This window comes from Aquimarina algicola (assembly GCF_006443095.1).
In the GTDB taxonomy this organism is placed as follows: domain Bacteria; phylum Bacteroidota; class Bacteroidia; order Flavobacteriales; family Flavobacteriaceae; genus Aquimarina; species Aquimarina algicola.
Genome location: NZ_VFWZ01000002.1, coordinates 813,910 through 839,608 on the forward strand (window position 1 = coordinate 813,910; position 25,699 = coordinate 839,608).

The 25,699-nt window shown below is 36.6% G+C and carries 17 protein-coding genes; 9 read left to right on the forward strand and 8 right to left on the reverse strand.

Annotated elements, in window-relative coordinates; translation table 11 throughout:
• Positions 1-730: 730 nt before the first annotated feature.
• From FHK87_RS07610 to FHK87_RS26135, 7 genes are all read right to left on the reverse strand, one after another.
• Positions 731-1,162: a helix-turn-helix domain-containing protein gene (locus tag FHK87_RS07610; RefSeq protein WP_226294140.1), complete on the reverse strand. Its 432-nt coding sequence runs from the start codon at positions 1,160-1,162 to the stop codon at positions 731-733.
• Positions 1,096-1,905: a hypothetical protein gene (locus FHK87_RS26130; RefSeq protein WP_226294141.1), complete on the reverse strand. Its 810-nt coding sequence runs from the start codon at positions 1,903-1,905 to the stop codon at positions 1,096-1,098. The genes FHK87_RS07610 and FHK87_RS26130 overlap by 67 nt, the downstream gene beginning before the upstream one ends.
• Positions 1,871-2,497: a tetratricopeptide repeat protein gene (locus tag FHK87_RS07615; RefSeq protein ID WP_140592082.1), complete on the reverse strand. Its 627-nt coding sequence runs from the start codon at positions 2,495-2,497 to the stop codon at positions 1,871-1,873. Before FHK87_RS07615 ends, FHK87_RS26130 begins: the two co-directional genes overlap by 35 nt.
• A 571-nt stretch (positions 2,498-3,068) precedes the next feature.
• The gene (locus FHK87_RS07620) at positions 3,069-3,440 is read right to left on the reverse strand and encodes an endonuclease domain-containing protein (RefSeq protein WP_140592083.1); all 372 of its coding nucleotides are present in this window, start codon (positions 3,438-3,440) and stop codon (positions 3,069-3,071) included.
• Between the two features lie 242 nt (positions 3,441-3,682).
• Positions 3,683-4,351 carry a response regulator gene (locus tag FHK87_RS07625; protein ID WP_140592084.1) on the reverse strand — a complete coding sequence of 223 codons (669 nt, stop codon included), beginning with the start codon at positions 4,349-4,351 and terminating at the stop codon, positions 3,683-3,685.
• A 15-nt stretch (positions 4,352-4,366) separates the two neighbouring features.
• Positions 4,367-6,259 (reverse strand): tetratricopeptide repeat-containing sensor histidine kinase, encoded by a 1,893-nt coding sequence (locus FHK87_RS07630; RefSeq protein WP_226294142.1) that lies wholly within the window; start codon positions 6,257-6,259, stop codon positions 4,367-4,369.
• Positions 6,260-6,404: 145 nt separating this feature from the next.
• The gene (locus tag FHK87_RS26135; RefSeq protein ID WP_226294143.1) at positions 6,405-6,563 is read right to left on the reverse strand and encodes a hypothetical protein; all 159 of its coding nucleotides are present in this window, start codon (positions 6,561-6,563) and stop codon (positions 6,405-6,407) included.
• A gap of 351 nt (positions 6,564-6,914) precedes the next feature.
• On the opposite strand from FHK87_RS26135, the gene FHK87_RS07635 reads away from it, so the two are divergent.
• Together FHK87_RS07635 and FHK87_RS07640 are read left to right on the forward strand one after the other, a co-directional pair.
• On the forward strand, positions 6,915-7,463 hold the full coding sequence (locus FHK87_RS07635) for a hypothetical protein (RefSeq protein WP_140592086.1): 549 nt from the start codon (positions 6,915-6,917) through the stop codon (positions 7,461-7,463).
• 856 nt (positions 7,464-8,319) lie between these two features.
• Entirely contained in the window at positions 8,320-9,495 is a 1,176-nt protein-coding gene (locus FHK87_RS07640; protein WP_140592087.1) for a molybdopterin molybdotransferase MoeA, read from the forward strand.
• 499 nt (positions 9,496-9,994) lie between these two features.
• Here the strand turns inward: FHK87_RS07640 and FHK87_RS07645 are convergent, their stop codons facing one another.
• Positions 9,995-20,209 carry a T9SS type B sorting domain-containing protein gene (locus tag FHK87_RS07645; RefSeq protein WP_140592088.1) on the reverse strand — a complete coding sequence of 3,405 codons (10,215 nt, stop codon included), beginning with the start codon at positions 20,207-20,209 and terminating at the stop codon, positions 9,995-9,997.
• 784 nt (positions 20,210-20,993) lie between these two features.
• On the opposite strand from FHK87_RS07645, the gene FHK87_RS07650 reads away from it, so the two are divergent.
• From FHK87_RS07650 to moaA, 7 genes are read left to right on the forward strand one after another with little or no spacing between them, the layout of a single operon-like run.
• The gene (locus tag FHK87_RS07650; protein WP_140592089.1) at positions 20,994-21,329 is read left to right on the forward strand and encodes a winged helix-turn-helix domain-containing protein; all 336 of its coding nucleotides are present in this window, start codon (positions 20,994-20,996) and stop codon (positions 21,327-21,329) included.
• 18 nt (positions 21,330-21,347) lie between these two features.
• Positions 21,348-21,932, forward strand: a complete 585-nt coding sequence (mobA, locus tag FHK87_RS07655) for a molybdenum cofactor guanylyltransferase (protein ID WP_140592090.1) — start codon at positions 21,348-21,350, stop codon at positions 21,930-21,932.
• Positions 21,916-22,152, forward strand: a complete 237-nt coding sequence (locus tag FHK87_RS07660) for a MoaD/ThiS family protein (protein ID WP_140592091.1) — start codon at positions 21,916-21,918, stop codon at positions 22,150-22,152. The genes mobA and FHK87_RS07660 overlap by 17 nt, the downstream gene beginning before the upstream one ends.
• A gap of 16 nt (positions 22,153-22,168) precedes the next feature.
• Positions 22,169-23,272, forward strand: a complete 1,104-nt coding sequence (gene moeB / locus FHK87_RS07665; protein ID WP_140592092.1) for a HesA/MoeB/ThiF family protein — start codon at positions 22,169-22,171, stop codon at positions 23,270-23,272.
• Between the two features lie 10 nt (positions 23,273-23,282).
• Complete coding sequence (locus FHK87_RS07670) at positions 23,283-23,726, forward strand: molybdenum cofactor biosynthesis protein MoaE (protein WP_140592093.1); 444 nt, start codon at positions 23,283-23,285, stop codon at positions 23,724-23,726.
• A gap of 16 nt (positions 23,727-23,742) precedes the next feature.
• On the forward strand, positions 23,743-24,654 hold the full coding sequence (moaCB, locus tag FHK87_RS07675) for a bifunctional molybdenum cofactor biosynthesis protein MoaC/MoaB (protein WP_140592094.1): 912 nt from the start codon (positions 23,743-23,745) through the stop codon (positions 24,652-24,654).
• Positions 24,655-24,691: 37 nt separating this feature from the next.
• Entirely contained in the window at positions 24,692-25,699 is a 1,008-nt protein-coding gene (moaA, locus tag FHK87_RS07680) for a GTP 3',8-cyclase MoaA (RefSeq protein ID WP_394344920.1), read from the forward strand.

Consider the following 25,699-nt stretch of genomic DNA (forward strand, 5'->3'; position numbering starts at 1 on the left):
AAAAAAAGCAAAGCAAATCATTTAAACAACTCTAAATCAAATACTTATTAACCGTAATCAAATTACGTATAAACCATATTTTAATTAATTTTTCAAGAATATCATATGGTTCAAAATTTAGTAGGTCTTCTGATTTTTGGCAAAATCTTAATGACTTAAATATATGTGTGTTTTTATGAATCAATAATATTTCTCAAGTTCAAAATATTCATTTTCATAAGATTTTTTGTTCGAAAGATTTTTGTTATTCAATTCACAAATATTCTTCTTTTTATGTTGCAAACAACCAAGGTTTGCTTTACCAGTAAAAAGCAAACAGTTTGAAAACTATAGCGTTATCAATATTAGTACTTTATGTGGGTATTTTGTTTTAGAATTTGTTTAAATGTATTAGTTGAATTGTTTTTTAGTAAGGTATCCAAGGATAAGATTAAGTATAGATTTTAGAGAATATATTTAATCTATGTTTAACCTTAAAAATTTGTAATATTTTTAAGTATTTAATAATCAGTTTATTATGATTAAAAATAAATGATTTGGATTAGCCTGTCGAAGACTTTTTTTATACAAAACCTATAAACAACGGATAATACAGGCCATCACCCTGAACTTGATTCAGGGTCTCAAATTGGTAAGGGAGTCACTTGTGAGATGCTGAGTCAAGCTCAGCATGACGAAGCACACTCACATACTCAACACTCAAAGCGAAGTGCACTCACAAACTCACAAACTACGACTGATCTAGATTTTTAACAAAATACGAAGGATAGATGCCTGTTCGTTTATAGAACTTTTTGGCAAACGCCTCCGGAGTATTAAACCCTATTTCTTTAGCAATGGCCTTGATCGTGTATTTTCTAAAGGTAGCATCGGTTTGTAGGGTTGTGATTGCATAATCGATCCGCAAATCATTGATATATTGACTCATACTCTTTTGCTTGTAGGTATTGACCACTTTGGACAAATAACTACTATTTGACCCAAAACTTTTGGCTAGGTCTTTTACATTGATATTGGGTTGTAAATAGAGGTGTTGCTCCTCAAATTGCTGTAGCTGTACCAGTAATTGCTGCAACGTCTCGGGATTGATCCCGCTTATCCCGACTTGATGTGTTTTGGTTGTTTTTTGTGTAGTTGTTGTGCTGTCACGAGTGCTGACCAATTGTAGAAATCGTCTTTTGTATACACGCTGGGTATAGTAATAATACCCAATGCCCAGGTTTGGGTTTTCGCTTTGGCAGTTTGCAATACCGTATTTTGTTGGATAAGCTTGTCATTTTCATACTGGGTTACGGCATAAATCTCCCGATTGCTATGGTTGATCTCTTGTAGCTCTAGATATATTCGATGAAACACTTGTGCTTCTTGTTGTACATCTTTTTTTAACTGAAATACAAAGCCTAGTGCCTCTAATATAGCTTTTTGACTGTTCCTTTTTTTGGCATTATGATATGCCGCTTCTGCATGCTGTAAGGCTTTGGTTGTATCCTTATCCAAATAATATTTGGTTAAATAGATATTATTGGCAATTAGACCACGAAAATCTTCTATACCTTGTCTTATCTTTAAGGCTTTAAAAAGTGATTTTTCAGCATCCATATTATTTTTATTTTGTAACCATTGCGCATAGCCTAAGTTTCCTAACACTCGAGCATATTCCATCTCATTCTGCAGTAATGTAGGGTTAGCCAATAAACTTTTAAATAATAAAATAGACTGATCATAATACCCATGACCTGCTAAAATAAGTCCTCTCGTATTTTTAAAAATCAAAATATTTATTGCTTCTATTTGCTGTATCGACACGCTATCTGTTCCTAAGTTTATAGCTTTTTCATTATACGTAAGGGCTTCTTTATATTTTTTTTGTTCAAGATTTGAAACAGATATGATATAAACCGGCAATACATCTTAGATCAGAAGTTTTTTCCACAAACTGTAACCCTTCTGTTGCCGTTACTTTGCACCCAGAATAATCCCCTAGTGAATTTTGAATATTTGCCATATAGAGTAAGTTATTACCAGCCCATATACTATCATTGTTCAGTCTAGCAATTTTAAAACTTTCATTATAATATTGAAATGCTTCTTTTAATTGATTCTTTCTTTTATAATAAAGACCTAATTTTTTTAATGCTTTTTTAAGGTATAGCGTATCTCGATTTGCTTTAGCAAGATCATATAGCTGTTGGGTATACGCAATCGCACTATCGTATTGTTTTTGTTTCCCAAATAAAAATGTTTTTTGCATTAAACTATTGTACCATATAGAATCGTGCTTCCACTTTTTGGCTAATGCTAGTGATTGTGTTACATAAGACAATCTTTTAGGCAAGGTAAGGGAATCTGCTTTACTAAGATCATAATAATGATATAGACTATCAAGTTGTTCTGGTGTAGGTGATGTCGTCTTTTGGCTATATAGTGTTGTAAAAGGGTTGAGCAGTACCATCCCTAAAAAAAGCCAGATCCGTATGTATGTACCCCCGCTATTCATGCCCTCTAAAGTACTAAAATAAACGAGATCTGTGTTGCTTGTACTGGTATCCTTTTGGTATATGTAGAATCTATCGCTATGGGCGATAGCACTGGGCGTTGACTAAAATATTATGGGAAACCATAAATATATAAAAGCTTCTTATTATATTGTACCCTTGGAATATGATACTATCTTGTCTATGTATATATAATTACTTTCATCTTTATTAGAAGTAAAGCGTTCTGGTTGTGTTTGTTTACCGTATCCCTTACTTCGTACAATACCATGGTTATAATGGTTGATTTAATAGTAGATCAATCGTTATTCAGACCCTGCTTTTGTTGGCTCGCCAAAGTTTTGCAATTGCAGGGTTGTTTGTATAGCGATCTCACTATATGTACTGATCCGATCGACCTACTATTTTTCTAATACCCCAAAGATATTGGTTATCGGCATTGCTTTTTTATGGGTTTCCGTAAGGGTGGGATTTTTTAACCCTCCGGCTTTGCTTTTGCAAAGCCACCTCCCTTTGTATAAGGGAGGAGCTCTTTATAGATATATTTCTTATATGTTGTATGTAGCAGTGTTATTATACACCTGTTTTAAAATGATCTTGTATCGTGGCGAGAACTAACGGGAGTTGATCAAAAACCATTTTATTTTCAAAACGGATTACGGTAAAACCTAATACTTGTAACCTTTCGGTTCTAATGGCATCTTTTTTCATCCCCTGTGGAGTATAGTGTCCCTGACCATCCAATTCTATAATCAACTTTTCTGAAGCACAGTAAAAGTCGACTATATAGCGTTCGATACTGTGTTGTCTTTGAAAACGCCTTCCTTGTAATTGTTTAGATTTAAGATGTTTCCACAAAGTTGCTTCTGCAGGTGTCAATCGGTTACGTAGTTCCTTGCGTAGTGCTTGAAGTTCTTTTCTAGAGTGGATTTTTCTTTTTTTCATTAGGACCTGAGCCTATATTATGTTTTTCTTCTGTGTTTTCTAGGGATTTAACCCTCAGTCTTTACAAATGTAAAGCCACCTCACTTTCTATAAGGGAGGAATCTCTTGTATGTAGTTCTTATATTTTGTATGTACTGCTTGTATCTTCTTCTCAAGAAGCTCTCCCTTTTAGTAAAAAGGGGAGAATGAATTACAGATTGCGATAAGCAACCTGTAAGAAAGAGGGGTTTATTAACCCAATACTACAACAACCCCAAATCTTTGGTCATGGCGACAAGGTGAATCGCATTTTTGGCTTTAAAATTATATTTTAACTTATTCAGGCGTTTTTCTATGGAGCTAATGCTACAGGGCGAAATTTGATGTTGCTTAAAATAATCTCGGATTTGTTCTTGTGTAAGCCCTTTGGATAGATGTGTCAACAGCATGATATCATAATCCTTGAGCTCAAATACATTATTTTTATCCATAGCATCCTGCATGCGTGGCGATACGTAGGTAAAGTCGTTATAAACCTCTGTGATCGATTGCATCAATTCGCTAAGCCCATATCTCCCTTTGCACACATAACCACTCACCCCATATTCTTCTAACAAGGTTTTGACTTTGCCGGGGCGGTCCTCCATCGAATATACGATGACTTTGATATCGGGTTGTATCTCTTGTATGGCTTTTATTAACTCCATGCCCGAGGTGAGTTTACGCTCCCTATGGCTCTCTTTGAACGAAAGATCGGTGATCAACAGATCAAAAGGTTCATGATCCTTAATCGCACGTCTAAATCTTAAAAACGCTTCGTCACAATAGTGCGCCTGCTGTATCTCGTCTATCCCTGTTCTCTCATATAGCATCTGTGCAATGCCATGGCTTATGCTACCCAGGTCTTCTGTAACTAAAACTTTTTTGAACATAGAGGTTGTCTTTTATTAATTTGGAAACTGTATTTTGGCTTTAAAGCCTTTGTCTTTGTCAGAGTCAAAGATAAATGTTCCTTTAATAGATTTTATACGGTTTTCCGCATTCCTAAGTCCGCTGTTGTGTATTTTCCTGTTTTTTGCGATGCCCACGCCGTTATCGGCATAGGTAATTTTTATATTTTTTTTGTTTTTGGCAAAGGTAATCACCACAATATTGGCATGGCTGTGTTTTTTCATATTGATCATAAGCTCTTGCAAAATACGATGTACCACCACCTTTTTTTCGGGGGCTATCGCTGCCCAATTGACCTGATCTATATCTTTGCTCATGATACGGGTCTGGGCAGAGCCATAGCTGTTCAACATATTTTCCAGCTCTTGCTGATAGGCATTCCCAGTAGTAAAACCACTATTTTCTCTAGAGATATCACGGGTTCTGCTATAGATGTCCTCTAGTTTGTCTAGCACATCTTCGTCTACATCCTGTACGTCGTGCTGAATCCGGGTCATCACGTGATACACATCGTTTGCTAGTTCATCGTGTATTTTCTTTGAAATCCGGGTCTCGGCATTATAGACCTCTCGTATTTTTTCGCGTTTGTATTGTTGTCGAAAACGATAGATCACAAATCCCCCTGCGATAAACAACAGTACTGCCCCAAAAATATACAACACCTGTTGGCGCTCTTTGCGTGCGGTTTCGGCTTTTAGGATCAGGTTCTCGTTGGTGAGTTTATCATTTTCGTAGCGGGTTACCGCATAAATCTCTCGGTTGCTTTGGTTAAGCTCTTGTAATTCTTGATGTACTTGGTTAAATACTTTTGCTTCGGCATTAGTATTTTCTTTTACCTCAAAAATAAAACCTAGTGCTTCTAATATAGACGTTAGACTCTTGATTTTTTGTGCATTTTGATAGGCAGCTTCGGCATAGGTTAGAGCTTTTTCTTTATCGATATCCAAATAATATTTGGTAAGATAGATATTACTGGCGATTAAACCTTCAACATCTTTAATTTTCTTTCGAACTCGTAATGCTTTTAAAAGTAATGCTTCTGTGTTTTGATTGTCTTCATTTGCTAACCATTCTACATATCCAAGATTCCCTATAATTCTGGCATACTCTCTTTGATCTTGCTGTACAATAGAATCAGAAGAAAGTTTTCTCAAAATAGACACAGCTTCTTTATAGTTCTGTTGCTTCGCTAAAATTATAGCTTTGGTATTTTTAAAAATTAAAATATTCTTTACTCCTATAGTATTGATTGCGGTACTGTCTTTTCCTAAGGCTATCGCTAGGGTATTATATTTAAGTGCTTCCTTATAATTTTTTTGCTCACGATTAGCAACAGAAATAATATGATAGAGCCCGGATAGGCAACGTAAATCTAAAGTATTGGTCATATATTTGACGCCATCTATAGCCGTTGTTTTACTTCCTGAATAATCTCCCAAAGCTGTTTGAATATTAGCCATATATAAAAGATTTTTCCCTGCCTCCACACTATCTTTATGAAGCCTTGCCATTTTAAATACTTTGTTATAATATGAGAAAGCTGTAGCAAGTTGATCATTTCTACTATTGTAAAATGCCAGTTTTTTAATAGCCTTTATCATAAACAAAGTATCACCATTCCTTTTAGCAAAATCATACAATTGATTACTATAGAATATTGCACTGTCATATTCCTGTATTTTCCCGAACAGCCAGGTTTTATTCATTAACCCTTTATAGATCAAAGAATCTTGTTGCAATATTTCTGCTTTGTTTATTGAGATAGAAACATATTGTAACCGTTTAGGAATCGATAACGAATCCTCTCTACTTAACTGATAATGATACAAAACACTATCTAATTGTTGTTGATAAGATATTTCCTGTGCTTTTCCTTGAGGAAAAGCCATGAGTAGAGACCATAAAAATGAGACCCTCAATAGATCAAAAAAAGAGGGATTGCCACGCCAAAGTTTCATCCCTCTAAAATACTAATTTATATTTGGTGTCTATAAAACTACTTATATTATTGTATTCAATTACTATTAACAATAACTATCCATTCGAATCTTCATCACTTACACTTCCATCCATTCCTGTTGTAGCCACTTCTTCAATCGAGATGTCTTCTTCATCAGTAATGCTATCTGTGGTACATGCGGTAAGTGATAAGGTTATAATGATTACGGGTAGTATTAGCTTTTGGATTTTCATAATTTTTTGCTGTTTTAAGATTATACATTAGGGGATTGCCACCCGAATCTGCATACGGGTATTTTTTTTGGCCATTGGCAATCCCAAATACTAGTGGGAGTACTCCACATTTTTTTTTGGAAAGTGAAAATCTGTAACCGCAGGCGCCACTACTTTCCGCTTGGTTTTGCCTACCGGTTTACGGATTTCCGTAAAAACTGGGTGTATACATTTACTATGTTAGCAATGTGTAACCGGAACTAATTGTTAATGTGAATTTATAAAGAGTCTAGACCTTTATAAGTAAGGGAGTCTAAGGATTCCAGAAATTCCTGAAAAGTCCTGAAGATTCCTGAAAAATCTGAGAAAACTATGAGCAGAAAAACAAGTATGACGTACAAGAATGAAATTCTTGAACAGTATCAAAGGGAAAGAGGTGGAGAGATGAGTAACTATCTTTTTGAACCTACTCGTAGACAAATTAAAGAGGCTTGCCTCTGGCTGTTGCCACGAAGAAAAGAAAAGTATGACGAGGGTATTTTGAATCGATTCTTTAAATTTAAAGAGGGCGAAAACAAATCGTATGCTATCGAACGTATGAAAGGGGACAAATTTAAACCTATCATTAATTTCCTAAAAGGGGAAACCAAATCTACAACCCCTGCTAATCTAGAGCTGATCAGCTGGCTTATCGATTTTAAACCCAGGCCGCTATCTGTGTACCTAAACACAGAAAAATATACCAAAACAGAAACCACACGTCAAAAATCCATGCCCATGAAACAAACATACCAGATCCCAACAGAAACCGAGATGGTAGAGATTCCTGATACCAAAGTGATCCAAAAAGATGATCGGAGCATTACGATTATATCACAGATCAATCCTTCGCTTAAGATTACAACGATTGTGTCATTGTAGATTTTAGGGCGCTGCGCTTTGAGTTTTTGAGTGAATGAGTAGGTGAGTTGTGAGTGTGGAGTATTGAGTAAGAAGTACGAAGTCTAAGTGCTGCTAATTCGTCTCCCTGAACTCGATTCAGGGTCTCATTTGATTCTATCGCTACCCGTGAGATGCTGAATCAAGTTCAACACGACGTATCGATAAACGTGCTGTCAGTCTGAGCTTGTCGAAGACTTTATGAGTATGTGAGTTTTTGAGTAGATGAGTATTGAGTATTGAGTATTGAGTAAAAAGTACGAAGTTTGGGGTAAAACCGCTACGTCACCCTGAACTCGATTCAGGGTCTTATTTGATTCTATCGTTACCAGTGAGATGCTGAATCAAGTCCAACACGACGTATCGATAAACGTGTTGTCAGTCTGAGCTTGTCGAAGACTTTATGAGTATGTGAGTTTTTGAGTAGATGAGTACTGAGTATGGAGTAAAAAGTACGAAAGTAGAAGTACGAAGTATGGAGCAGGAATTTAAGTATAAAACGCAATGTCAGTCAGAGCCTGTCGAAGACGTATTGGTAAACGTGCTGTCAGTCTGAGCTTGTCGAAGACGTTTTGAATAGAGTGGAACTAAAAACTTCGACAAGCTCAGTTTGACAAAAAATAGTTACTTTGTTTAATATGTCGTGTGTTGTCTTTTTATGTTGAAGTTTCAACTTCAAACTCCGTACACTATACATCATGCTGAATCAAGTTCAGCATGATGTTACTTGGGTCGTCTGTTTTTTAGTAGTATCTTTATTTGATGTTTTAAAAACTACCTATTGGCATATCTGTCGGTAGAAAATTATAACACCATACTACTTAAATACGCTAAAAAAATGATCCATGTAGAAAAGGCTTTACAGCTTGTTGACAATCATCTTACCAAAACTGAAACCTATACTACCATTCCGCTCGCGCAAGCATTGGGCTGTGCACTGGCAGAGGATGTAATATCACCTATACATATGCCACCCTTTAGGCAATCGGCTATGGATGGGTACGCACTGGGGTCTGTTGCAGAAACAAATTTTACGCTCATTGGCGAGGTAAAAGCGGGTGATAATGCCAATCCCGAACTACATGCCGGTGAGGCGATACGTATTTTTACCGGTGCTCCCGTGCCTACAGGTGCCAAAGCAGTAATGATGCAAGAAAAAACCGAAAAAAAGGAGAACATGCTGCTTTTGCATGAGCAAGCAAAACCAGATGCCAATATACGCCCCATGGGGGAGCAGATCAAAAAAGGTGAGGTCGCTCTGCCAAAAGGTACTGTGATCACTGCCGCCGCAGTGGGATATCTTGCTACCCTGGGAGTTATAGAGGTAACCGTGTATCAGAAACCTTCTATCGCTATTATCGCAACCGGTAATGAGCTGATTGCTCCCGGACAGCCCTTGCAACACGGGCAAATCTACGAGAGCAATTCTATTATGCTTTCTACAGCACTTGCCAAGACAGGGTTTACGCATGTTGATTTTTTTAAAATCGAAGATGAATATGAGACTACCCTCTCCGTTCTGGATCAAGCCATTACTCATTATGATGTGGTAGTCATCTCTGGTGGAATATCAGTAGGGGATTATGATTTTGTAGGCAAGGCCTTGCGAAATCTAGAGGTGGAAGAGGTTTTTTATAAAGTAAAACAAAAACCCGGCAAACCTTTGTATTTTGCTAAAAAACAAAACACGACCATATTTGCATTACCGGGTAATCCTGCGTCTTCTTTAAGTTGTTTTTATGTATATGTATTACCTGCTTTACATAAAATCTCTGGATATAGTCAACCTCAACTACAAAGAAGTACGGTTGCTACCAATAGCGCTTATACCAAAAAAGGAGAACGGGCTGAGTTTTTAAAAGCATTGGTCACAGGGGATACGGTTACCTTATTAGATGGGCAGGCTTCTTCTATGCTTAGTTCTTTTGCATTGGCAAATGCATTGATATATCTACCAAATGATGTAAAAGAGATACATATTGGCGATCCCGTACAGGTTATCTATTTACCGTAAGTGTGAGTATTAAGTACAAAGTACGAAGTAGGAAGTAAGAAGTAAGAAGTGTAAAGTAAAACCACCTCGTCTCCCTGAACTTGATTCAGGGTCTCACAAGTGAAGCTTTCAATGTTATGAACTTCAATGTAACATTTCTAACTCACTACTCACGACTATCTAACCAAACCCATATAAATGCCAATCTGGTGAGGTGCTGAGTCAAGCTCAGCATGACGTATCTGTAAACGCAATGTCAGTCTGAGCCTGTCGAAGACCTTTTAAGCATGTGAGAATGTTAGTATGGAAATTAAGTACGAATTTCTATGTAAAACCATTTCGTCACCCTGAACTTGATTCAGGGTCTTAAATTTTTAGTATTAGTATTAACAATGAGATGCTAAATCAAATTTAGCATGATGCCTAGTATGAATACGCTTTACCTATTTTATAAAAATGATATATCCAGCGCAAAACACTGGATACATCATTTTGTAAAGATGAAAAATAAAGGGTGATTTTATTTTCTAAACAGGGTAAAGTGACCTGTAAACTCTCTTTGATCCCTATCATTTAACACAATCATATACCAATAGTCTCCGGAGGGTAGGCTTCTCCCCTGATGGAACCCTTTCCAGCCATTATTACGCTGATCTCCTTTGTAATTTGCTAATAGTCTACCGTAACGATCGAAGATTTGTACTTCAATTTTTTCTAGTAAGGATGGTGTGCCCTCATTATAACCTGTTTGATCAGGATACCAACCTCTTCCGCCATTAGAGTCTAATGTAAAATAGTTTGGAATGATCAAATTAATATATGAGAGTCTATGTGTCTTCTCTACACTACATCCCGTAGCATCTACTACCCGTATGCTGTACTCGCCACTATTACGGATAAAGAAAATATTTGATTCTAGCTCCTGTTCTACTCCATCACCACTAATAAAGGTTACAAAATAGGTATATTCTCCTGTACCGCCTTCTGTTAAAATCTCATACTCATTTACGTCACTTGTATTATTAGTTGTTTGTACCGCAGGTTTTGATAATGGGATGTATTCTTCAACAGTAATTGTATCTACAGCTCTCTCGCAACCACTGGCATTCATCATATATCCTTGATACTCTCCGTGAGTAACGGTAAAAATGCCATTCATATTCTGATTATTGGCCGGATCCGGAGTACCATTAATTCCCTTTAATGTATAGATAATTTCTTCTCTGCTTGTTTCTTCACTTACTTCAAAACGCACTGTATAGGTTGCCGGTGCTATAACGTCTCCCGTTTCTTGATCTCTTTCAGGACATTCTACACTAGAGGTTAACTCTCCTTCTAGCGCTATTCCCGGTTGGATATTGATCACAAAACGTTTTGGACAGTTATCAGTGTTAGTGGCATCTTTGATCAATAACTCTGTCTCACCGCCCGGCAAATCAGAAATCACAAGGTTAGTAGGATCTGCAACAGGAATAAATGTAGAACCTTCTCCATTAATACTCCACAAATAAGAAGTTGCAACACTACCTGATGGGTTCCTACTTGTAATAGATACGGTAGCCGATCCATTGCTATCACCAGCACAAAATTCTGGTTTGGTAGAAATCAACTGTACATCTATAATTGCAGGATCTTCTATTTTGATATCATTAAAGAATATAGAACATCCTTTGGCATCTGTAACTTCTATTCTATAGGTATCCGAAGCAAGATTCTTGAACTCATGTTGACCTACAACTCCGTCTATATTGTCATTGATAAAAGTGAATAAGGCTTCGTCTGCACTATTAACTAATGAGTAAATATACCCTCCTGCTGTACCTCCTGATACATTTACAGTAATACTACCATCTTCTTCGAAGAAACAAGTAGGATTCTTGGGAGTAACATTTCCTTTGAACTCTGTGGGTTGCTTGATGTCAAATACGATATCTTTTGCCGTACAATCTTTGCTCGTTACTTTGTATGTATATGTACCTGCTGCCAGGTTACCAAAGAAACTTCTATTCTGTGGTCCTCTAGAAATATTGTTTCCTAGATAGTCTGTTCCTTGTAACATATACATATAATCTCCTAACCCACCTGTTACTGTAGCATTAATAGAACCTTCTGTATCAGCAAAACAAAGTAGTTCTGTATTACCATAATCCGGTGTTACCACAAGATCTGCTACACGACGAACCGGTACTGTATTAGATACTTTTGACACACAACCATTATCATCTCTAACATAAAATGCATAATCGCCTTCTGTTAAACCAGTAAATGTATAAGGATTTGATCCGGTTACATAAGTAATACCATCTGTACTAAATTGATATGGTGGTGTACCACCTGCTCCGGTTACTTGTATCTTTGCTGTAGGGTTTGTACAAGAAGGTGTTGCTATTGTTCTTACTGTATTGGTTACCTCTGGTAATGTTGTTATCGTTACCGTTTTTGAGTCTTCGCAATTAAGGTTATCAAATACGGTTACAATATATTCTCCTTTAGGTAGCCCTGTAAAAGAATAGCTATCGGTTGCACTGGTTACATCAGTACTTTTTGATCCATCAGGATAAGTAAGGGTAAAAGAATAGTTCCCGGCTCCCTGACCACCAGAAGCTCTTACTGTAATCACACCATCGGTACTATCTACGCAAGATAAAGTACTATCGGGAGCAGACAGAATCGTAATCTCTGTGGGAGGTACTATCGTAATTTGCTCTGTAGCTTCACAACCGTTTTTGTCTTTAACACGTACTTGATAAGTTGTTCCTGCGGTTGCCGGATTAAGGCTCTCAAAAAGTGGATCGTCTGTATATGTCGCATATGGTGCTATTGGCGTACCTGAACTATCTTCTAATCGATATTCAAAATCTCCTGCTCCACCAGTTACTACTGTTTCTATAATAGCGTCGTTGTCTGAGCTACAATACCCGGCAGTAATTAATTTGATCGACACATCCATAGCGGCAGGTGCGCTTATCGTATAGATATTGGTATCATCATCGCAACCTGTCGTTGGATCCTCTACGGTAACCTGAAGATTACCGGCTTCTAGTCCTGTTATCAATAGCGGATTATTAACTGTAGTATCGCCTGTACCGTTTGTCATAGTACCTGTTGTAAGGTTTCTTACTTTATAATTATAATTACCTGTATGCCCACTTACCATAAGCGCTATAGAACCATCCGGTGGTAAAACATTAGCACAACTAACATTGTTTCCGTTTACAATAACACCTTCGATTGTATCATAAGCTACTACTGCATATGTATCTGTAATTATCGAACATCCTGTACCCTGATCGTATATCTCAAACACGTAGTTCCCTACTTTTGGTAAAGAGAATGGACCGCTTGTCGTCATTGTACCGCCTGATGCAATATTATTTTGCGCTGTTACAGCGCTACTCATTTCTACAAAATTAAAAGGTCCTTTCCCTCCTGTTACTGATACAGTTACGGTTTCTGTATTGGTATTGCAATTTGCAGGGGTAACCGTAGTTACATTAGTTGCTGTCATATCAGGGTGATCTGGTATTATGATCACAGCATGCGTGAATGTACAGTTGTTTTTATCTTTTACAGTTATTGTATAATTACCTGGTGTACTTGCATCTATGGTATACTGGCTTCCTGTTACTCCAAGACCTGTACCCGATGCAGCTCCTGTATACGATAATTGATATGGTGCTGTTCCTCCTGTGATGTCTACCACAATATCAGGTAAAACTTCGGCATTACTCGCATTACAGTTATAATCTGTTGGGGTTGCTACTGCGTTAAGAATTGCAGGTGCTTTAATTTCTATAGGCCCCAGAGTATTTTTACATCCAAAAACAGAAGTTACTGTTACATTATACTCTCCTGCTGCAATATTCTTAAATAACGGATTATCTGTTTGATCGCTACCCACCTGAGTACTCGTAATGGCATCAAAAAGCTGATATGTAAATGGATGGTCTGTATCGGTCCCACTTTGCAACGCTACCAAGATAGAACCATCGTTTGCAGCAGCACAAGATATATCTTCTGTATCTGATAGTACAAGTACAGGGTTTGTATAGACTCTTGTTGTTTTTGTTTTAGCTGAACAGCCTGAAGCGTTAACTCCTGTATCGGTTACCTCTAACTCGTAATCTCCTGCGAGAACTCCTGTAAAAATATGATTTCCTGTTTGAGTACGATTAACGGTGCTTCCACTAATATCTGTACCAGATAATGTAAATGTAAAGTTAGTAGGGTTGGTTGTATAATCCGATCCTCCGGCTACAGTTGCTACAATATCATCACCTGTAGTACATGTAGGTTCGTTATCAAAATCTGCATTTACAATGAGGTCTTCATAAATCACCATGGTTTCTGTAGTGATACAACCATTAACATCTCTCACAGATATTGTATAATTACCTGGTGCATTCACTGTAAAATCATGACTTGCACCATCATCTACAAAGCTAACTCCATCTATACTATATGCCAATTGACCCGCTCCTGTTGCATGTGCCGTAAAAGTATAACTACTACCAAAAATACATTGATCATACGAAGCAATTGGGTTTATCACCGGATCTGCAATAGTATTTAATGTTACAGAAACTGTACTCGTTGTACACATTTTTTGATCTTCTACTCTAATTGTATATGTGCCTTGTGGTAATGTATTGAAGATGCCATTGGTATTAGAAGCTATATCCATAAGACCATCGTTTGCAGTATAAGTAAAGTTGCCGTTACCTCCTGTAGCAATTACAATAACTTCTGGGTTTTTGGTACAGAAACCATCTTTCTGACTTACTTTTTGAAGTTTTACTGGTTCTGGCTCTGTGATTGTAAATTGCATAGCGGTATTACAAGGTGCTGCCAGGCCTGCATCGGTTTCAAATACTCTTAATTGATATGTCCCCGGAGCAAAACTGGTAATCTCTCCGGTAGCAGCAGCTCCTGTTGGTCCGGATTGTATTGTTCCATTAGAAAAAGTATATCCCGAGGTGATTTCTGTATTCAAATCTACAATACTGTATAGTCTATAGGTAAGCTCGTTACCACTATACCCGGTAATTTCATAAGAAACCTTACCATTATCTGCAGCATTACAACTAGATGCTGTCTCTATAATCGCGATACTGATCGAAGATGGGCTTGGTTGTGGTTTTATAGTTCTGATATCTGTACAATTTGTAGTCGTATCCAAAATCTCATAGGTAAACGGAGTATTAAAATCTAAACCACTAATCTGATGAGTTCTAATATTCGTATCTCCAGATGAGGGGAGTGTGGTTCCATTTAAGTTTCCAAAAGTTCCGCTAGGGTATTCTCTGATTTGAAAAGGTCCTGTACCATCTGTTACTGTAATATCTATAGTTACTCCTCCGACACAAGAAATTGTAGGGGCAGATTCTGTAACCGTAAATATTGCTTTGGTAGCGATATTGAAGTTTGCTTCAGTTTTACATCCATTACTATCTACAATTCTTAAGATATAATCTCCAAAAGCAAGGTTATCAAAAGTTATTGTACTTGCTGTAGTTGCCAAAGTAGGGTTACCTGCTACTGGCACAACCTTGTCGTCTAGCGTAACTAGCGTATAATCATAAGTTCCTGTACCACCAGAAACTCCTGTGAGAGTAACCTCTCCTTCTTTGGTTACCCCTGTTACTTCATTACAGCTAATATCTTTCTTATCTAATTTTCCTATAGTGATAGGTGCAGGATCCGGAACTGTTACAGAAAGCACAGTCGTTTTACATTCTTTTGCATCTTGAATAACATAAGTGTATGGTCCGGCAGCTAGCCCTGCATATGAAGTCTGATTACTAAAACCTGCTCCATTAAAATTAATCTTATAAGGAGGCGTTCCCAGTGATGGGTCTATCGTGAATTCTATGCTTCCATCTGCATTGCCTACACATGTAGGAGTATTGATCTTGGTTGCAGATAATGCAGGTATTTCTGTCGGTTCGACTACTACTCTGTTGGTTATCGCTTCGCAATCATTGTTGTCTTTAACTTTAAAAATATACGTTCCCGCGGTATTTGTTGAAAAAGGTGATCCTCCTGAAACCGAAGTATATGTTGCTCCATTATCAGTACTTACTTCTATCATAAAAGGACCTGTACCGCCTGTATTTGTAATATCTATAGTTGCGTTAGGGGTGCCTGTACAATCTAAATTTTTTGTCAACTTTGCATTGGCTAAAAGTGTGTTTGCTATTGTTTTATTGAGCGTAACATCACATCCATTAGCATCTGTAATGACGATAGCATAGGTGTCTGGCAAGAGATTAGCAATACTAAATGTAGTTCCTGCTATCAATTGTTGAGCGCCCTTATTTACCGAATAATGAAAAGGTGCTTTTCCTCCTGAAACACTAATATCCAATCGTGATTGATCTGTAGTATCATAACATAAGTCTGATGTATTTTCTATGGTTGCCGATAGTACCGGAGGGGTAGTAATAATAACAGTATCATCAATACTACAGCTCTGATTGTCTTTGGCGATAATGGTATATGTATCTGCTTTATCAATAGTAAATTTGTTACTTTTTTGTGGTCCGGCAACAGTAGTATTACTACCATCCTTAAGCTCGAATTCTATACCGCCATTACCTCCCGATGCTGTAACTGTTACTATCGCATCATTGATACATGTAAGAGGTTTAACATCTATCTTATCTATAGCAATAGCGCCTGGCTCTGTAATTGTAATATTGCCTGTTGCAGTGCATTTTGTTGTAGTATCGGTTACCGTAATTGTATACATCCCGGCTCCTAGCCCATTCACAGGAGTTGTTCTGGCTGTAACTGCGTTACCTGTTATTGTTCCTGAAATTGTACCTCCGGAAACCTCATAATCATAGGATGTTGTAGCAAAATCAATATCTGTTACTGTAAAAGATATTATTCCATCTGTATCTGTATTACAGGTTGGTCGCTTAGTAACGGTAGGTTTTACAGCAATAATGTCTATATTTTGTAAGGCAACATTTTCTGTATAGATACATCCATCTGTTGTTGTTCTTGCTTCAAAAGTATAAGTGGTTCCTGCCGGTAGGTTCTTGAACATATTGGATGTTTGCCATGGCTTTACTTGTAACGCCGGTGCTGTGATCCTATACTCAAAAGCTGTAGCTGCATTGGTAGCCGTAGGTGTAATCGTAACATCAGAGGTCAATGCAGGACATTCTACCTGAGAAAAGTTGAAATCCAGATCAATCACTTGCTGTAAAGGATTCACCGTTAAAGAACCAAGATTTACCGGACAAATATGAGTATCTGTATCTCTTATATATACGGCATATACGCCATCCTTAAGCCCTGTGAAAACTCCACTTGTATTAGAGAAATCCACCCCATCAATACTATACTCATAAGAGCCATTACCATTTTTGGGGTTTGTAACACTAATCGTTGCAGTTTGCTCAGGTTTACCGGTCGCATCACAACGGTATTCTTGTGTAATCGCTATATCTGCTTCAATGGCTTTGGGAGCTTCAAGAGTAGTACTGGCTGCATTTGATTGACATCCAAAACGATCAATCACCAAAACATTGTGGCTTCCTGGTTTTACATTATTAAAGGTATGTGTTGTTTCATTTAATGCTGCTGTAAATGTAGAACTATCCAGAATATAGATAAATGGCCCCTTACCAGAAGTTACGTTTACTACAAGTGATCCATCATTGCCCGGGCATTTGGCTGTAACTGGTGTCATGCTTACGCTTACGGGATCATAAGTACTTACGGTTACTGATCCTGCCGGAATAATACATTTTGTTGTAAGGTCTTCTACAAAAATGGTATATACTCCTGCACTAGTAAAGCGAAACTCATCTGTTGTTGAAACCTCCGGAGACAGTACTGGTGTCATCGTATTACTTGTACTGAAACGATAAGAACCGCTTCCTCCTGTTATGTTTACTTTTACTAAGGCTGTAAATTGATCTGGATCAAAAGCCGGAGAAGTCACAAGAGGGTCCGGCTGATAATTTACATTACAGCTTAAATCTTTTTTCAGACTTGCAACTGCAGAAAAAGCAGGTGACTCTTTTACTATTACATTTTGAGTATCTACACAACTTCCATCATAAGATAATACCTCTACAGTATAAGTATCAGGATTTAATCCTGTAAACGTATGGTTGGTTTCTGTTGTTGGCCCTTCGGTTGCTGTAAAGGTATTGGTTGTACTACTAACCGTGTAAGTATAATTAAGCACACCATTTTCTACGTTGATTAGTACCTCTCCCGTATCACTTGGACATTCTGGAGCTGTTGCTGTAATGACAGCAGTTGGATCCGGAGTGTTTACCAAACGGGTTGCAGTAAATACACAAGCCGTTGGTAATCCATTCTTTTGCCTAACATTTACTTTATAATTCCCTTTTTCTGTTAACCCGGAAAACTCTGACAAGTCTTGATATCCATTACTATCGGGATCATTTACATCTCCTGTAACAGGAAGTATTTTTCCTGAAGGAGTTTCTAACTGATATTCGTATTGATTTGATGAATTTTGAACACTAAGGATCCCTTTTTCTGTACAGACTACATCCTGAATAAGAACAAGATTAGGTTCAAAGCTATTTTTATATACATTAAAATAAAATGGAATCGTACATCCCCCATCAAAAGAGGCATTTATTCTATATTCTCCTGATTCTTTTATGGTAAAATCAGATCCATTTGCTACTTGTACCCATTCAGAATCACATGCAGAAGCAACTGTAGGACAATCTTCATCTCTTGGTACAGATGGACATGCTGTTGCATCCAAACGCTCCCATGTTATACTATTTGCTCCTACAAACGGGGGGTTAAGATAGATCTCATCATCTTTACCACACAAAAATAATTCTGGAAATTTTTCTGCAGTAACCGGACAAGTTCTTACATTGCCATTTACTCCCGCCGACTCTGCGATAGCAATCACCGGGTTTTGTATTGTATTAAATGCTTTTACCGTCCAGATTTCTGATAAATTAGTACATCCTGTTGTGCTAACTTTATCTACTTTATATCGACCTCCATTGCTAATCGTAATATTTTGTCTACGTCCAATTACGGCTCCGGTATCAAGATTCGTCCAAGTATAAGAATTAAAGCCTGATCCAGCGGCAATATCTACAGGTCCAGTACAAATAAATGCTTCGTAATTATTGTCACAACGAGACACATCTATTGTAAATACAGAGGCTCCTTCTACATCAAAAAGACATGCATCCTGACTTAAAATACTTTCTTGATCTCGTATTATAGTCATAGAATCTTTCCCTGTATAGGTAACAAAAGCAGTATTTTTGATTTCATTAGAGCACGCATCTCTAAGATCAATACAACTAGAAGGGATATCTATTTTGAAACGTACTTGTATAGGACTGTCATCTTTTTCTATAACAGTATTATCGATTATAATTTCAACTTCTCTCTTGGTAGCATTGTATGACGGGGTAATCCCACTATCGGCCTCAAAGCTTCCTGATCTAAACGATACATTGTCTGGGATCTCATCCTTTATCACTGCATCTATGATATCTTCTCCTCCTTGATTTTCTATTGTAAGTTCATAATAAACCTGTTCTCCCAAATCAACAACCCCTCCTGTAATATCATTTCCACTACTATTCAGGATTCTCTTTTTTACTTTTAGTACCGGATAATCTATAACTACGGGATCTGTGTAAGGAGCTGTAGTTACTAATCCATCAGAAGAAACTGTAGCAGGATCAACTCCATAAACTCCGGTATCATTACCATCGGCATCGGGATCATTATAAGCTTCGTCTGCGTCGCTACACCCATCTGAATCGCTATCCAGATTAAGAAAATCCGGAGTGCCATCATTGCCTATATCTATAGGTGTAATCCCATCTCTTGCAGAGCTAGGTATACCATAAGTCGTGCTATTATCGGTATTATTGTCGGTATCATCTGCTTTACCATCATCATTATCATCTCTACCTCCTGCTTCTACCACGTCATATACCCCATCATTATCACTATCAAGATCTTTATCATTTGGAATCCCATCTGAATCAAAATCAGGGCATTTTTTTACTAAAAATACCTGAACATTGTCGACAAGGTTACCAATACTTCTATGGTTTCTGTCTGTAGATACCGATTCTAGTATAAAAAGCGTATTGGTTTGACCTGCAGGAACTGTATATGAACCTACATAATGTTTCCAGTTACTTCTTCCTGTAGTCATGATCTGTTGTACAGGAGCTGTTGCAAGACTGGTTCCTATTCGTACAGAAGCTTTGTCAACACCTCGTCTACCTTTGTGATAGACCGACCAGATAATACGATCTCCAGGCTGGATATTTAATCTTTGATAAACTGCTGATGGGTTGGTTGAATTTAATTCTATTATAATATCTTGATCAGGAGCAACAATTCTTTGAAAATCTTTTCCCCAAAATTCGATTAACCTACTAGATAGAGAACTTTGCCATCCTACTACTTTAGAATCCCTGACAAGACCCCAACGTCTGGGAGCAACTAATTTATCTACCTCAAAACTTCCGTTTAATATTGTTTTCTCAAACCCACATTCTACATCATCAAGAATACCATCATTATCATCATCCAGATCATACAGGTCACAGATCATGTCATTATCATGATCTCCTTTTCCTATATTATCAACAGTAAGGCAATCTTGTGCATATAAATTAAATGAGGTGATCAGTAATATTAATATTACTGTCCCTAGAGACGGTTTTTTACAATGTGTTACTTTCATTTGTCAGTTAGTGTTTACTTGGGGTCAGAAAAGATGAATATTAGTCATATCGATCTCTCTGGATGATCTATAATCACTGGATCTACAGCAATTATAATTTTTGAACTATACAGCACTACTGCAGAATATTACTTTGATAACAATAGTATTCTACTAGGGGAAATAGATCGCCGATAGTCATTAATCTGATTAGTTTTTGTACACTTTATATAGACATTTACGCTTTTACAAAACAGATGTAAACAATGCTTTTAGCTTTTAAAAAAGCATCTCAAAAGTGTTAAAGGGCTAAATAGATAAATTGGATATCTACATTTTGACGTATTCTAACTAGTAATTAGCTATAAGTCTCTTTGATAGAGAGATAACTTAATTTGAGTAGTATTTTGTGGGGTAAAGTAGTTTTTCTTCATATGCTTTATTTTGGGGCTTTTAAACATTTAAATTTCGGTAAATTTACAAAAAAAAATGAATTTTTTGATTTTTTAACTCTTTATAATTGCTTTTTATCGTTATAAAATAAATAATTTTATATTTTTTGTAGTATAAAACTTACTTTAAAATTTTACATTTTAACCATAACATAAAGCCTTCAAATCCTTAAATCCTCTCTACATCTATACAAGATTGGTTTTTTGATACACATTGGTCTTTTTAATGATGATTCTAATCTTGAAAAAAACAGTGATTTTGTTTTGGATGTATTAAAGTTCTGATAAAGAAAAACATTATTACAATAATCGTTGTATCTTTAAATGCTAAACGGTTATTAATTTAGATATCGATGAATTACGCTATTAAAAGTAGAATTTGGATAGAATCAGAACAGGGCATGTTTTTAGGAGAAGGAAGAGTAAAGCTACTCAAAGCTATTGCTCAGACCGGTTCTTTACGTAAGGCTGCCAGCGCCTTACAAATGTCTTATAAAAAAGCATGGAATCTCCTAGATAGTATGAATAAAACCACCAAAGAACCACTTGTTATCACAACGACAGGAGGAAAAGGTGGTGGTGGAGCTCATCTTACTCCATATGGAGAAAAAGTCATCATATCATTTGATCGTATTAATCAAAAATGTTGGGAGTTTCTCGACAAAGAACTACAAAATCTTTCGCTATAATAGATTTGCCGCGATATTATGAATGATAAAAAGAACATAACCGGTATTATTCTAGCAGGAGGTAAAAGCTCACGAATGGGTACAGACAAAGGTTTGGTTCTATTTAATAAAAAGCCTTTTGTACATCATATAATCAAAGCCATGACCCCTTTGGTAGATTCAATACTTATTGTGAGCAATAATATGGCTTATGACACTTTTGGACATACGCGAATAGAAGATCTGGTCAAAAACTCCGGTCCTGTAGCAGGTTTGTATACCGGCCTTTCATATTCTAAAACAAGTGATAATCTGGTATTAAGTTGTGATGTCCCTTTTATTACAACACATCTTCTAAGACAACTACTATCGCACAAAGAAGAAGGATACGACATCATTCAATTTAGCGCAAGCAGAAAAACCATTCCCCTTGTTGCTATATATCAAAAACATTGTGCTACGATGTGCGAAAAACTATTACAGCAAAGAGAACTACGTTTACGTAAACTTGTTTCCTCTGTAAAAACAAAAACTATTGCTTTACAAGAAGAAGAGTACAATATAGTTGCCAATATAAATACTATGAAAGATTTTAAAACTATTATTTATGCAACACACGATTAAATACTTTGGAATGCTAGTAGAAGCGACTAGTAAAAATGAGGAGCAGTTACAAACTGAAATTTGTTCTGTTGCGCAATTAATACAACAACTTGAACATCGCTATCCAAAGCTCAACGAGAAAAATTTTAAAGTTGCTATTGACCAACAATTAGTAGATAACGATTTTATAATAAAAGATAGAGCAGAAATCGCACTGCTCCCTCCTTTTGCAGGAGGATAAACCAAATTTGTATCATATGAACACTTTTAATTCTAGATACCATAGACAGATCATCCTTGAAGAAATAGGAATTACCGGTCAAAATAAAATTAATAATGCAAAAGTACTTGTCATAGGTGCAGGAGGACTAGGCTGTCCGATATTACAATATCTTACTGCAGCAGGTGTAGGCACTTTGGGAATTATAGATTTTGATACTGTAGATATTTCGAATTTACATAGACAAATCTTATATGGTACCAGTACTTTGGGGAAAAATAAAGCAGTAGCAGCCAAAGAACGACTAGAAGATCTCAATCCTGATATTACGATTATTGCATACCCCGAACAACTTACGACCAAAAATGCAATTTCAATCTTTGAAAATTACGATATTATTGTTGATGGAAGTGATAATTTCTCTACAAGATATCTAGTTAATGATGCAAGCATTATTACAGGTAAACCTCTGGTATATGGGGCAATTTTTAAATTTGAAGGACAAGTCTCTGTATTCAATTATCAAAACGGTCCATCGTACAGATGTCTTTTCCCCGAACCCCCAAAAGCAGGCAGCGTACCAAACTGTTCAGAAATTGGTGTACTTGGTGTTTTACCCGGTATTATCGGAAGCATGCAGGCAAACGAAACACTAAAAATTATTCTAGGTTTAGGTAATGTACTTAGCAACCAATTATTTATGTATGATTGCTTAGCAGGTACTTCTTCATCATTCACCACAACTCGAGTAGAGAAAGAAATTGAAAACGTAAAAGCCTCTGCTGCATATTTTGAAACTATAGATTATGACTTCTTCTGTGGGGTTTCTCATGTATCAGAAATTACTGCAGAAATGGCTTTTCAAAAAGAAAATGTTCAATTTATCGATGTCCGCGAAGCTCATGAGCAACCTAAAATTGATATTTTGAACCCTATATATATTCCATTAGGTACATTACAGGAACAACTTACATCTATTGAGACTAACAGCGCAATAATTGTCTTTTGCCAATCGGGCATCAGGAGCAAAAAGGCAGTAGAAATTTTACAATCAAACGGATTTAAAAATGTATCTCATGTAATAGGAGGGGCTAATGCTTTGGCAATAAGCATGACAAACCTTAAGACCAATGAGATATAACATAATATTTATGGAAACAAAAAAACCAAAAAATGTTTTTAAACAAGGTGCAATTACATCAGAATTTATTGGTAATTCTATAGCAAAGCACCAAAGCAAAACCAATATTGGGGCGCATAATATATTCCTCGGGCAAGTACGAGCAGATAATATCGATGATAAAATAGTGACCGCTATAGAGTATACTGCTTATGAAGAAATGGCAAATCAAAAATTTCATGAAATACGAGAAGCTACTTTTTCTAAATTTGACCTAACATGCATGCATATATATCATAGTCTGGGAAAAGTAAATGCCGGAGAAATATGTCTATTCGTTTTTGTCTCTTCTCCTAGAAGAAAAGTAGTTTTTGAAGCGCTGGAATATGTTGTTGAGGCTATAAAAGCTGATGTTCCTGTATTTGGAAAAGAGATTTTTGAAGATCAAACACATCAATGGAAACAAAACACATAGTCCCAAAATTGACAATATGGTAGACATAACACACAAAACCAACACATTAAGAACAGCTACAGCGCAGGCAATTGTAAGAGTAAGTTCGCAGAAAACCATAGAAGCAATACAAAAAGGTACAGTACCCAAAGGAGATGTGTTTGCCATGAGTAAAGCTGCCGGATTACTAGGCGTAAAAAAAACTGCTGACCTTTTACCGGATTGCCATCCATTGCCCATAGAATATACCGGTATTGATTATGACATTAATGATTTGGAAATTAAAATTACTATTACGGTAAAAACGATTTACAAAACCGGTGTTGAGGTAGAAGCTATGCATGGAGCCAGTATCGTAGCACTCAATATGTATGATATGCTAAAACCTATTGATAAAGGTATAGAAATTCATCAAATCAAGTTATTGCATAAAAAGGGAGGAAAATCTGATTATAGAGATAAATTTAGGGATGATCTTAAAGCTGCTGTGATCGTATGTTCCGATACCATATCTGCAGGTCAAAAAGAAGATAAAGCCGGTAAAGCTATTATAGAAAAGCTTGAAACATGTTCTGTAGAGGTATTAGATTACATCATTATACCGGACGAAGCAGAAATCATACAAAACAAAGCAAAACATTATCAGGAACAAGGTGCTGATCTTATTATTTATACTGGAGGCACAGGCTTATCTAAACGAGATGTTACCCCAGAAGCACTGCGACCAATCATAGATAGGTCTATCCCCGGTATAGAAGAAGCAATACGTAAATATGGACAAGATAGAATGCCCTACGCCATGCTATCCAGAAGTATCGCAGGAACATTGAAAAATACCTTGGTATTAGCATTACCAGGATCTACCAATGGAGCAAAAGAATCTATGGATGCCATCTTTCCTGAAGTATTACATGTTTTTAGAATTCTAAAAGGAGCAAGACATGACTAAAAAAAGTACAAACACAGATGAAACAAAGCAAACGCATATCGATGGTAATCAAAATGTTATTACAGATACCTTTGGAAGAAAACATAATTACCTCAGAATCTCGTTGACCGAAAGGTGTAATCTAAGGTGTACCTATTGCATGCCAGAAGATGGTGTACAATTATCGCCAAAGTCTCATATCATGACCTATGAAGAAATCTATACGATTGCTAAAGCTTTTGTTGAGCTAGGTGTTGACAAAATACGATTGACAGGAGGAGAACCCTTAGTACGTAAAGATGTAGGCCTGATTATGGAAAAATTAGCCTCTCTACCCATAACATTAACAATGACTACAAATGGTGTAATCGTAGACAGGTTTATCGATCAATTCAAAAAATGCGGTATTACAAGCCTCAATGTAAGTCTTGACTCTTTGGATGCTACAAAAAACAAAGGTATAACCCGAAGATCTTATTTTGAAAAAGTATATCAAAACATTCTTTTATTAGTAAAAGAAGGCTTTCATGTAAAAGTAAACTGCGTTTTGATGAAGGGGTTTAATGACGATGAAATTATTGATTTTATTAAACTTAGTAAAGACAATCCTATTCATGTACGATTTATAGAATTTATGCCTTTTGATGGAAATCGCTGGAATATAGATCAAATGGTTTCCTTACAGGAAATTCTAGCCGAGGTACACTCTAATTATAGCAACGAAGAAATCATTAAATGTGCAGATGCGCCAAACGACACTACCAAAACATATCAAATTAAAGGGTATCAAGGTACTTTTGCAATCATAAGCTCTGTGACCAATCCGTTTTGTGATGGTTGTAACAGAATACGGTTGACTGCTAACGGACATATAAAAAACTGTCTTTTTTCAACTAAAGAATCCGATCTATTAAACCCACTTCGAAAAGGTGAATCCATTATCCCGGTTGTTCAAAATGCTATAAAGACGAAATTGAAAATACGAAATGGTATGGACACTCTAGAAAAATTTAATCAAACAGATAAACATACAAATAATAGAAGCATGATCACCATAGGGGGATAA

What these genes read in the sequence shown, in the direction of transcription:
- FHK87_RS07615 (WP_140592082.1), bottom strand. Translation starts at nt 2,497, where the DNA reads ATGAATAGCGGGGGTACATACATACGGATCTGGCTTTTTTTAGGGATG.
- FHK87_RS07620 (WP_140592083.1), bottom strand. Translation starts at nt 3,440, where the DNA reads ATGAAAAAAAGAAAAATCCACTCTAGAAAAGAACTTCAAGCACTACGC.
- FHK87_RS07625 (WP_140592084.1), bottom strand. Translation starts at nt 4,351, where the DNA reads ATGTTCAAAAAAGTTTTAGTTACAGAAGACCTGGGTAGCATAAGCCAT.
- FHK87_RS07630 (WP_226294142.1), bottom strand. Translation starts at nt 6,259, where the DNA reads ATGGCTTTTCCTCAAGGAAAAGCACAGGAAATATCTTATCAACAACAA.
- FHK87_RS26135 (WP_226294143.1), bottom strand. Translation starts at nt 6,563, where the DNA reads ATGAAAATCCAAAAGCTAATACTACCCGTAATCATTATAACCTTATCA.
- FHK87_RS07635 (WP_140592086.1), top strand. Translation starts at nt 6,915, where the DNA reads ATGAGCAGAAAAACAAGTATGACGTACAAGAATGAAATTCTTGAACAG.
- FHK87_RS07640 (WP_140592087.1), top strand. Translation starts at nt 8,320, where the DNA reads ATGATCCATGTAGAAAAGGCTTTACAGCTTGTTGACAATCATCTTACC.
- FHK87_RS07645 (WP_140592088.1), bottom strand. Translation starts at nt 20,209, where the DNA reads ATGAAAGTAACACATTGTAAAAAACCGTCTCTAGGGACAGTAATATTA.
- FHK87_RS07650 (WP_140592089.1), top strand. Translation starts at nt 20,994, where the DNA reads ATGAATTACGCTATTAAAAGTAGAATTTGGATAGAATCAGAACAGGGC.
- mobA (WP_140592090.1), top strand. Translation starts at nt 21,348, where the DNA reads ATGAATGATAAAAAGAACATAACCGGTATTATTCTAGCAGGAGGTAAA.
- FHK87_RS07660 (WP_140592091.1), top strand. Translation starts at nt 21,916, where the DNA reads ATGCAACACACGATTAAATACTTTGGAATGCTAGTAGAAGCGACTAGT.
- moeB (WP_140592092.1), top strand. Translation starts at nt 22,169, where the DNA reads ATGAACACTTTTAATTCTAGATACCATAGACAGATCATCCTTGAAGAA.
- FHK87_RS07670 (WP_140592093.1), top strand. Translation starts at nt 23,283, where the DNA reads ATGGAAACAAAAAAACCAAAAAATGTTTTTAAACAAGGTGCAATTACA.
- moaCB (WP_140592094.1), top strand. Translation starts at nt 23,743, where the DNA reads ATGGTAGACATAACACACAAAACCAACACATTAAGAACAGCTACAGCG.